At 43.6% G+C, this 10,265-nt stretch carries 8 protein-coding genes and 1 tRNA gene; 4 read left to right on the forward strand and 5 right to left on the reverse strand.

The annotated features are described in order from the left end of the window. Positions 1–191: 191 nt before the first annotated feature. Both ACI4L0_RS05195 and ACI4L0_RS05200 read right to left on the reverse strand, forming a co-directional pair. Positions 192–1,067: a YitT family protein gene (locus tag ACI4L0_RS05195; RefSeq protein WP_439799104.1), complete on the reverse strand. Its 876-nt coding sequence runs from the start codon at positions 1,065–1,067 to the stop codon at positions 192–194. 197 nt (positions 1,068–1,264) lie between these two features. Continuing rightward, positions 1,265–1,690, reverse strand: coding sequence for an Hsp20/alpha crystallin family protein (locus ACI4L0_RS05200; RefSeq protein WP_439799105.1), 426 nt, complete (start codon positions 1,688–1,690; stop codon positions 1,265–1,267). Between the two features lie 533 nt (positions 1,691–2,223). Between ACI4L0_RS05200 and ppdK the strand changes: the two genes are divergently transcribed. Together ppdK and ACI4L0_RS05210 are read left to right on the forward strand one after the other, a co-directional pair. Continuing rightward, positions 2,224–5,142, forward strand: a complete 2,919-nt coding sequence (gene ppdK / locus ACI4L0_RS05205; RefSeq protein ID WP_439799106.1) for a pyruvate, phosphate dikinase — start codon at positions 2,224–2,226, stop codon at positions 5,140–5,142. A 322-nt stretch (positions 5,143–5,464) separates the two neighbouring features. Beyond that, positions 5,465–6,259: a histidinol-phosphatase gene (locus ACI4L0_RS05210; RefSeq protein ID WP_439799107.1), complete on the forward strand. Its 795-nt coding sequence runs from the start codon at positions 5,465–5,467 to the stop codon at positions 6,257–6,259. Here the strand turns inward: ACI4L0_RS05210 and ACI4L0_RS05215 are convergent. After that, positions 6,222–6,749, reverse strand: coding sequence for a dihydrofolate reductase (locus ACI4L0_RS05215; RefSeq protein WP_439799108.1), 528 nt, complete (start codon positions 6,747–6,749; stop codon positions 6,222–6,224). The two genes, ACI4L0_RS05210 and ACI4L0_RS05215, sit on opposite strands and share 38 nt — an antisense overlap. A 124-nt stretch (positions 6,750–6,873) precedes the next feature. Here ACI4L0_RS05215 and ACI4L0_RS05220 point away from each other — a divergent pair, with 124 nt between their 5' ends. Beyond that, positions 6,874–7,230, forward strand: a complete 357-nt coding sequence (locus tag ACI4L0_RS05220) for a hypothetical protein (RefSeq protein ID WP_439799109.1) — start codon at positions 6,874–6,876, stop codon at positions 7,228–7,230. Positions 7,231–7,238: 8 nt separating this feature from the next. Here the strand turns inward: ACI4L0_RS05220 and ACI4L0_RS05225 are convergent, their stop codons facing one another. Together ACI4L0_RS05225 and ACI4L0_RS05230 are read right to left on the reverse strand one after the other, a co-directional pair. Then, positions 7,239–7,967, reverse strand: a complete 729-nt coding sequence (locus ACI4L0_RS05225) for an NAD-dependent protein deacylase (RefSeq protein WP_439799110.1) — start codon at positions 7,965–7,967, stop codon at positions 7,239–7,241. A 43-nt stretch (positions 7,968–8,010) separates the two neighbouring features. Beyond that, entirely contained in the window at positions 8,011–9,915 is a 1,905-nt protein-coding gene (locus ACI4L0_RS05230; RefSeq protein WP_439799111.1) for an ABC-F family ATP-binding cassette domain-containing protein, read from the reverse strand. A 136-nt stretch (positions 9,916–10,051) separates the two neighbouring features. Between ACI4L0_RS05230 and ACI4L0_RS05235 the strand changes: the two genes are divergently transcribed. Next, a tRNA-Val gene (locus ACI4L0_RS05235) sits at positions 10,052–10,125 on the forward strand. Positions 10,126–10,265: the final 140 nt, after the last annotated feature.

The raw sequence follows: 10,265 nt of genomic DNA on the forward strand, positions 1-10,265 counted from the left end.
ATTTTTTCATTTTACCTACCTAATTTCCAAAAAATTGATTGACCTTTAGTGCCAGGTGCAATAATTGAATAATATTTTCCGGTTCCACTTTCAATAAAATCTGTTTTATTTTATTGGTTTCGGCTTTTAGTGGTCGGCCCTTGCAGTTGCATGGCATATTTTGATTTAAATGCTAAATACAGATCAATGTGCTAGTCTTTGCTTCTGGTAAAAAATCGCCCGAGAATTTCTTTTGTTTTCAATACATTTATAAAAGCCGCCGGGTCGCATTTTTTCAGCTCCCGTGCCAGGCTTCCAAGCTCGTCAGCGGAAACAACGGTGTACAGAAGTGTCTTTTGCAGATTCTTGTAGCAGCCTGTTCCTGTGAATCTTGTGGCATCGTGGTTTGTGGACGATTTTATGATGCTGTATATTTCATCCGCTTTTTCAGTTATGATAAGAAGCGTTATTTTCTGGTAGCGGCGGTAAAGCTCATTCAGTATCTGTGTCGAGCTGAACTGAAAAATGATTGAGTACAGCGCCTTTTCCCAGCCGAACGCAAATCCCGCGGCGGCAAGAACGCATATATTCATGCCAAAAATCATGTTCCACATATCGGTTCCTTTTTTTTCAGAAAAATATATTGCAATAAAGTCAGTTCCTCCGCTCGTGGCGTCCGCATGAAGGCAGCAGGAAATCGCAAGCCCGTTCAGAATTCCGCCGAAAACAGAGCAGAGAAGCAGATCGTCTGTGATTTTTATCGAGGGAATAAAGTCCGTGAGCAGGGAGGAAAGCACAATCATAAGCAGTGAAAAGAGCGTGAATTTTTTCCCAATGTATTTGAAACTTATAAAAACGGGAGCTGCGTTCAGCGCAAAATACAAAAATGTATATGGAATTTCGATATTGAAGAATTTGAATGAGGCGCGCTGGATAAGAAGGGATATTCCTGAAAATCCGCCCGGAAAAAGTTCCGCCGCATACACAAAGGAATTCATGTTTACAGAAAAAATAACGGCGCCGATTATTACAAGAGCTGTCCGCTTGAATGTCGATGGCGTGGGAATGATAGTTGTGATGTTGCTCATGATAAAAATATAGTATAAAGGCTGATTTTTTCCCAGATGGCTGAAACTACAAAAGGCAGTTTAAATGAACAGAACCCCAGTTGCCCGGGGTTCTGCCGTTCACTTTCGTGAACTAAAGGAGAGAGTTTTATCAGCTTTATAAGCTGATTAGAATATATAATATTCTAATTAATTTGTCAATACTTTTTTAATTTTTTTTATGCGCTTTTTATGGCGATTTTTCTTTCTGCGGCATCTTCCTTGCGTCCGATTTCTATAGAAAGAATTCCGTTTTTGAATGTTGCATTCACCTTGTCGGCATCAATGTCCTTTGGCAGTGTGAATGAACGCTTGAACTGACTGCGCCTTGCCGTGCGTTCCCGGAGAATGTAGTATTCGCTGTCTGTTTTTTCCTTCTTTTCATCGCTGTCATTTGTATTTTCCACGGAAGCGACTGTGAGCACGTCATTTTTGAGTGTTATGTCAACATCCTTTTCTGTTTTTCCCGGCAAATCCATGTAGAGAATGTAGCTGTCTTTTTTCTGCACAACGTCTACCTTTGGAGCGCAGACTGTTTCTCTGTAGCCCGGAAGCATGAATCCGTCATTTCCAAAAAGTGAATCCAAAAGTGAAAGTTCGTTCATATAAATCTCCTTGCTGTTTTACAGCATTTTTTGTAGTTTTTTTATCCCGCCGAAGCTTTGTTCAGCAGGATTCCGTTTTGCACAGCCTTTTGCTGTACACTGAATATATTGCAATTATCGTGCCAACTTCGCCAAAAAAATAAAAAATTTTTCTTGTGATTTTTCCGCGGCGCGCCTGGTGTTCCTTTCATTTTGTGTTCAAGATGGCTTAAAAAAAGCGTTGTCCGGGCGTTTTCCGGAGGCTGATTCTATGTTTTGCGGAAAGAATTGCGGCGGAATTTCCGCTTTGCCTTGATTTTTTTTCTTCTGAAATTCTTGTATTTTTTTGCGCTTTTCGCTGTTTGAAAGTGAATTTTTTTGACACGGAATTTTCTTTTAGAATAAAAAAAGCGTGTCAAATTGTACTAATATTTCCGCAGAAAAGAAAAAAAAGGGAATTTTAATATGCAAATCTTTGATATAATAAAGAACATTTGTTGACGATACAAGAAAATGCTATTATAATTTTCTCCACATATATATATGGAGGACATATGGCTAAGACCAAATATGTTTATTACTTTGGTGATGGTGACGCAGAAGGCGATGAATCAATGCGTCCAATCCTTGGTGGAAAAGGCGCTAACCTTGCTCAGATGGCAAAAAAACCTTTGAGCCTTCCGGTTCCATCTGGATTTACAATTTCTATTGATGTTTGTCAGGAATACTACAAATTAGGCAAAAAGTATCCTGCAGGACTTGATGCTGAGGTTGCCAAGTACCTTTCAAAGCTTGAAAAGTCAATGGGCAAAAAACTCGGAGACGCAAAGGATCCGCTTCTTGTTTCAGTTCGTTCAGGCGCCGCCGAATCTATGCCTGGCATGATGGATACAATTCTTAACCTCGGTCTTAATGACAATTCAGTTCTTGGACTTGCAACAAAAACACAGAACCCTCGCTTTGCATGGGATGCATACCGCCGCTTTATCCAGATGTACGGCAACGTTGCTATGGGCGTAGACCATGATAAGTTCGAAGAAATTATTGACGAAGTAAAATCTCACCGCGGAATCACACAGGATACAGACCTTACAACTGAAGAGCTCCAGGAAATTGTTACAAAGTACAAGGCAATGTACAAGAGAGAAAAGGGCGAAGACTTCCCTCAGGATCCTCACAAGCAGATGTGGGGCGCGATCGGAGCTGTTTTTGGTTCTTGGATGAATCCTCGTGCGATTACATACCGCAAGCTCAATAACATTGATGAAAGAGTTATCAAGGGAACTGCTGTAACTGTTATGGCAATGGTATTTGGAAACATGGGCGACACATCTGGAACAGGTGTTTGCTTCAGCCGTGATCCTTCTACCGGTGTAAATGAATTTATGGGCGAGTACCTCATGAATGCCCAGGGTGAAGACGTTGTTGCAGGAATCCGCACTCCGCAGCATCTTTCACAGCTTGCAGAAACAAATCCTAAGATTTATGACCAGCTCTGCAAAATCCGCGCACGCCTTGAAAAGCACTATCATGATATGCAGGATATGGAGTTCACAGTTCAAGAAGGAACTCTTTATATGCTCCAGTGCCGCAATGGAAAGCGCACAGGTGCTGCTGCTGTAAAAATGGCAGTTGATATGGTTGAAGAAAAGCTTATTACAAAGGAACAGGCTCTTCTCCGCGTAAAGCCGGATCAGCTTGATCAGCTTCTTCATCCGCAGTTTGAGCCTAAGGCGCTCAAGGCTGCTTCTCCGATTGCAGAGGCTCTCAACGCTTCTCCTGGAGCCGGTGCAGGACAGATTGTTTTCACAGCTGAAGAGGCTGTTGAATGGAACAAGGCCGGAAAGAAAGTTATGCTTGTTCGCAAGGAAACTTCTCCGGATGACATTGCCGGTATGTATGTTGCAGAAGGAATTCTGACTTCTACTGGCGGACGCACATCTCATGCGGCTGTTGTTGCCCGCGGTATGGGAACTCCTTGTGTATGCGGATGCGCTGCTGTTGTATTCATGGGCAATGATGAAGTTAAGATCGGCGAAAAAACTTTCAAGAAAGGCGACACCATTTCTATTGATGGTTCAACAGGAAAAGTTTATGCAGGTCTTATCCCTGTAGAGGAAGCAAAAGTTTCTGGCGATCTCGAAAAATTCCTTGGCTGGGCTGATGAAATCCGCGCAAAGTCAGTGCGCAAGACAGCTTCTGGAAAGACTGTAAAAGGATTCGATGTTCTTGCAAATGCGGAGCAGAACGAAGCCAAGCTGGCATTTGACTTTGGCGCAGCCGGAATCGGTCTTTGCCGCACAGAGCATATGTTCTTTGAAGAGCCGAAGCTTTCTTCATTCCAGAAGATGATTATTTCTGAAAACACAGAGGCACGCAAGAAAAATCTTTCAGAGATTCTTCCTAAGCAGGAAAAGGATTTCTATGGAATCATCAAGGCAATGGACGGACGCGCTGTTACAATCCGTCTTCTTGACCCGCCTCTCAACGAGTTTATTCAGGCAGCAACAGATGTTGAAGCTGATGCTCTTGCCCGCAAGCTCGGAGTTCCAGTTGCGACAATCAAGGCAAAGTTTGCTGACCTCAACGAGCACAACCCTATGCTTGGTCACCGCGGATGCCGCCTTGCAATTACATATCCTGAAATCTATGAGATGCAGGTTGAAGCTATTGCTCTTGCAACTGCACGCGCAGAAAAAGAAGGACTTGCACATGATGTTCGCATTATGATTCCTAACGTAACTTCTGTGAATGAATTTAAGCAGATCCGTGAGCAGGCTGAAGCTGTAATCGCAAAGGTAAATGAAGAAAATAAAACAGAACTCAAATTCCAGATAGGAACTATGATTGAATTCCCGCGCGCTGCTTGCTCTGCAGATCAGATAGCGCATTATGCGGACTTCTTCTCATTTGGTACAAATGACCTTACCCAGACAACATTCGGTTTCAGCCGCGATGATTATGGAAAGTTCATTGATTCTTATCTTGACCAGAAGATTCTTGAAAAAGATCCATTCAAGACACTTGATCCGGACGGACCTGGCGCTCTTATGGAAATCGCAGAAGCTAAGGGACGCTCAGTGAAATCTGATCTTCACCTTGGAATCTGCGGAGAGCACGGCGGAGATCCTGATTCAATAGAGCTTTGCTACAAGCTTGGATTGAACTATGTTTCTTGCTCACCATTCCGTGTTCCTGCTGCACGTCTTGCCGGAGCACAGTCTGTTATAAAGGCCGCTGCTGCTGCAAAGGCTGCAAAAGCTCCAAGAGCTGCTGCAAAAACTCCTGCAAAGAAAACTACTTCTGCAAGAGGAGCTGCATCTAAAAAGGCCGTTGCTGAAAAGAAGACTCCGGGAAGAAAACCAGCTGCTGCAAAGAAAACAACAGCCAAGAAGACTCCAGGAAGAAAGCCGGCTGCTGCAAAGAAAACAACAGCTAAGAAGACTCCAGGAAGAAAGCCAGCAAAAAAATAAATTTTGATTGGCTTGAATGAACGGCATTCCCGAATCTTGCTATGACAATTTTTGGGAATGTCTGCGAATTCTAGTCCGCTGTTATGCTGCGAGATTAGAATCCGCATTTTCAACGTTGCCTCTGGGAACTTAGGTTTTCAGAGGCTTCCGGCTTGAAGTCCCCCTCCAGAAAAACTGGAGGGCATTTTTTTAAGCCGTGATATTACAGCAATTTAAACGGGAATATTTAAGATAATTGAAAATGATTTTTAGACCTTCCCGCGGCTGATATTTCAAAAGGCTATTGCGCTGGAAACGGGATTGAGGAGAACTGAATTTTTATATGAAGCCGATTTCTAATTTTCATACACACACAGAGCTTTGCCATCATGCCCAGGGGCGGCCGGTTGATTATGTTTCCCAGGCGATGCAGGAAGAATGTGCGGCTCTTGGGTTTTCTGACCATTGCCCTTATCCTGATGATTTTTTTGACTGCTGGCCTGAAATACGAATGACAGAAAAGGAAGCCTCTCTTTACCGCTCATGGATTGAGGAAGCAAGGGAGATTTCGTCCTTTCCGGTTTTTATGGGGTATGAGTGTGAATGGGAGCCTTCCTATGGCGGATGGTATGATGAGCTGCGCGACCGCTTTCATGCGGATTATCTTGTGCTCGGCTCGCACTGGGTTACAGACGGCGCATCCCATGTGTATATTCCGGATGTTGAAAGTCCTTCGCTTTTAAATAGATATATCGATCAGACAATCGAAGGCATGCGCAGCGGCTGCTTTGATTTTTTGGCTCACCCGGATTTGTTCATGGCAGGATACAAGGAGTGGGACGAGCAGTCAAAAGCCTGTAGCCGTGCGATTCTGGATGCGGCCGTTGATCTTGATCTGCCTATTGAAGTGAACGGCCTAGGGATAACAAGGCTTCCGAACAATACAAAGCATGGAATGAGATACCCGTATCCATTCGTTGAATTCTGGGAAATGGCGTCACTTACAAATGTGCGCGTTGTCTGCAATTCTGATGCCCACAATCCGCAGGATGTTATTTTGAACGCATGGAAGGCCAGGGATTTTGCAGGACGCTTTGGAATTATGCCTTTGGAGCAGCCTGATTTTTGTACTCGTTGAAAGTGAGATGCCCTTCTTTTTTGCTGTGCACCAGCCTTAGTGTTTCCGGGCGTTTTATAAAAAAAGCCGCCTCCGGAAATTCCGAGTCAAAGACTGTTTCATAGATAATTCCGTCCGCAAGATTTTTTTCAAATGCCTCCGCAATAATTTTTTGTCCGCCGATCAGAAAAATTTCGTCTGGGCACAGAAAGTCCGCAGCCTTCAGCGCAGCTTCAAGTGAAGGGAAAAATTGAAATTCCCTGTCGCTGCGCAGAATCTGTGCGCATGGAGCACCGCGCTTTATTACAATGTTTATTCTGTTTTTCAGCGGAGCCGACAGTGTTTTAAATGTATTGAATCCCATAATGACAGTTTTTCCGCAGGTTGTTTTCCTGAAAAAATCCATGTCTGTTCTACATTCTTCACTGAGCAGAGGACTGTTTTTCCATGGAAGCGTTCCGTCTGCCATGGCGAATTCTCCGTTTATTCCAGATGCATAGATTATATTCACTTTTTCCGCCTCTGAAGTTTTTTTTCAGTTTATATTCAGTGGAACTCGAAGGTCAAGGTTCTGTTCGGGCGCAGAAAAGAATCAGTATTGCCATATTCCTTTAAATTAGACATAATAATCCAATATGGGTATTGCAAATTTTGTGAAAAATTTTTTTTATAAATCCAAAAGAAAAAATCAAAAGTCCGGGCTGCTGGATAGAATACATATTTCAATGGAGCTTCTTGTCCAGAAATCTGAGAATTTGAACAGCCAGTTTAATGAGGAAAAAAAGCAGATTGAAGAGCTTGCCTTGGAGGCTGGGAAAATTGTCAGCTCGGATGAAATTTTTTCAGCGAAGCTTGAGCAGGATATACTTGGAAATATAACGGCTGTAAGCTCGGCTTGCGACAGTGCGCTTTCCGGCGGAAATAATTCCGCTGTAAAAGAGGCTCTTGCATCTTTGAAAACTGTCATATCCCAGAGAATCGCTTTGAAATAGCGCGGCTCTTATAACTGCGAAAAGACATTTCCGAGGCTTTCGTGCAATATAAGGCTTGCGATTCCGTCGCTCGGAGTTGGGTCGCGGTTTATGAGCACAATGTTTTCTCCCTGAAAATACTGAATCATTCCTGCCGCAGGATATACCGTGAGCGAAGTTCCTCCTATAATCAGGAGTTCTGCGCTTGATATGGCGTTTATCGCTCCGTCCACAACTTTTTCGTTCAGAGGCTCCTCGTACAGCACGACATCCGGCTTTATTACCGCCCCGCATTTTTCACAGCGGGGAACGCTGCTTTTTTCCAGGCTCGAGGCGATGTGCGGGCCGTCGTAGAAAGCTCCGCATTTTGTGCAGTAGTTTCTAAGCACGCTTCCGTGAAGCTCAAAGACGTTTTGGCTTCCTGCCGCCTGGTGAAGCCCGTCTATGTTCTGTGTGATGACTGCTGAAAGTTTTTTGTCGCGCTCCATTTCAGCAAGCTTTATATGAGTGATATTCGGCTTTATTCCGCTCACCAGAAGTTTTTCCTTGTAAAAGCGGTAAAATTCCTCTGTGTTTGAATGAAAAAAACTTGCGCTGAGTATTGTTTCAGGCGGATAATCCCACTTCTGATTGTAAAGTCCGTCTACGCTTCTGAAGTCAGGGATTCCGCTTTCTGTGGAAACTCCTGCGCCTCCAAAAAAAACTGTCTGGCGGGATCTGCTTATAAGAGCCTTGAGCTTTTCAATTTTTTCTTCCATAAAATCCTCCATTGGCTATTTTTTAACTTCAGTTCTTCGGGATTTACTCAAGCGCAGAAAGTTCTTCCCACCTTGAGTATGCCTCCGCAAGCTCCTTTTCTAGCTCGGTGTATTCTTTTCCAGCCTTTGCCGATTCCTCATAATTTGAGCTTGCCATTAATTTTTCAAGCTCGGGCTTTCTGTCTTCAAGCTCAAAGATGCGGCGCTCTATCCGCTCGAATTCTTGTTTTTCCTTGAAAGACATTCTGTTCTTTTTTTGGTGAGCTGAAACTCTTTCCTGTTTTTCCGGCGGTGGATTCGGAGCTGCTTCGTTTTTTGTCCGCTGAAGCTCGATGTATTCAGAACATTTTCCCGTGAAGCCCGAAACGCTTCCGTCGGCTTCCATTATAAGAAGCGTGTCGCAGACTTTGTCCATAAAATACCGGTCATGGCTCACAACAAGAAGACATCCTTTGAATGAAAGCAAAAACTGCTCAAGAATATTCATTGTGAAAATATCAAAATCGTTTGTCGGCTCGTCCAGAATGAGAAAATTCGGATTGCCTATAAGCAGCCTTACAAGATAAAGCCTTTTGCGCTCTCCTCCGCTCAATGAAGAAACAGGCGAGTGCTGAATTTTCCCTTCAAAGCCGAACTGCTCCAGAAACAGCGCCGCGCTCAGCTCTGTTCCGTTGCTCATTTTCATGACATCAGCGGCTTCCTTTATGTACTCAAGGACTGTAAGGGATGTGTCATCAAAATTCGGGTTCTGCTCGTAGTAGGCGATGAATGTGTTTTCGCCCTTTATGATTTCTCCCGAATCAGGATTTATTTTCTGTGTTATTATGTTCAGGAGTGTTGATTTTCCCGAGCCGTTTCCGCCGAAAATGCCTATTTTTTCTCCCTTGTTGAAAGTGTAGCTGAAATTTTTCAGCACTGGAAAAAAGTTCTCTGCGGAATTTTCTGCGCTGCCTGAAAAGCCCTTGGGAAACTGCTTTGATACGCCGTGAAGCTCGAGGATTTTTCCGCCGAGCCTTCTTTCTTCAACTTCAAATGAAAAATTTTTTTCAGGGCTGAATTTTTCGCGGTTGATAAGCTCCATGTCGCGCTGAATTCTTGCCTTAGCTTTTGTTCCGCGTGCGCAGGGGCCCCGCCTGAGCCATTCACGTTCGAACCTCAGCACAGATTCAATTCGGCGCTCTGTGTTTGCTTCAATCTGAGATTCGGTCTGTTTTTTTTCAAGGTACGATGTGTAGTTGCCTGTGTAAAGCTTTATTCTATTTCTTGCAAGCTCGTAGATGTTATTGCAGACTGAATCAAGAAAATACCTGTCATGGGTCACCATAAGGACAGAGCGTTTTGTTTCGGCAAGATAATTCTGCAGCCAGAGAATTGTGGAAATGTCAAGATGGTTTGTAGGTTCGTCCAGGAGAATCAGCTTGCTGTCCTCCACAAGCACTTGCGCCAGGGCTACTTTTTTTATCATTCCGCCTGAAAGTTCTCCCATTTTGCGCTCCAGGTCGCTGATTCCAAGAGTTGTAAGAATCGACTTTATCTGGTTTTCGTAGTTCCACAGATTGTCCGCATCCATTTTTTCGCTGAGCTGATTGTATTTTTTTCTTGCCTGCTCGGAATTTGTCTTTTGAAGCTCTTCGCATGCTTCTTCGTATCCGCGGATTGTTTTTAGTTTTTGGCTTTTTGAATTGAAGATATGCGCTCTGATGGTGTCGCCGCTGGAATACAGGGGGCTTTGGGCAAGAAATGAAACGCCTGCTTCCTTTTGGATTACAACTGTTCCTGAATCCGGAGCAAGAACTCCTGCGATTGTGTTCAGCAGCGTTGATTTTCCTGTTCCATTGCGGCCTATGAGAGCAGCCTTGTCGCCTTCATTCAGCCCGAATGTTACATCTGTGAACAGCGGTTTTTCCCTGCCGATTTTTGAAAGCCCATTTACGGATAAAAGATTCATAATGTGATTTTATCAGTTGTGAATTGAATTATCAATTAATCCGTGCATTTTCCTGGGTTCCTGAAAAGCGCATGGGCGATTTTAACAAAAAGGGTAGACGTTAATTTAAACTTTTGATAATATACATTCACTGTCTGCGCGACTAGCTCAGTTGGTTAGAGTACAAGCATGACACGCTTGGGGTCTTTGGTTCGATTCCAAAGTCGCGCATTGTATTTTTTTTACAAGCCCATCAATTTCTACTGTTGTACATCTTAACATTGTCTGTTTATCTGTATAATCGCCGGAAATAACATAATCAATGCCTTTTGAAACGGGGGCTTCACCTTTTGTATTATTTCCAATCATAG

This window comes from Treponema sp., from assembly GCF_051883275.1.
Taxonomy (GTDB): Bacteria; Spirochaetota; Spirochaetia; order Treponematales; family Treponemataceae; genus Treponema_D.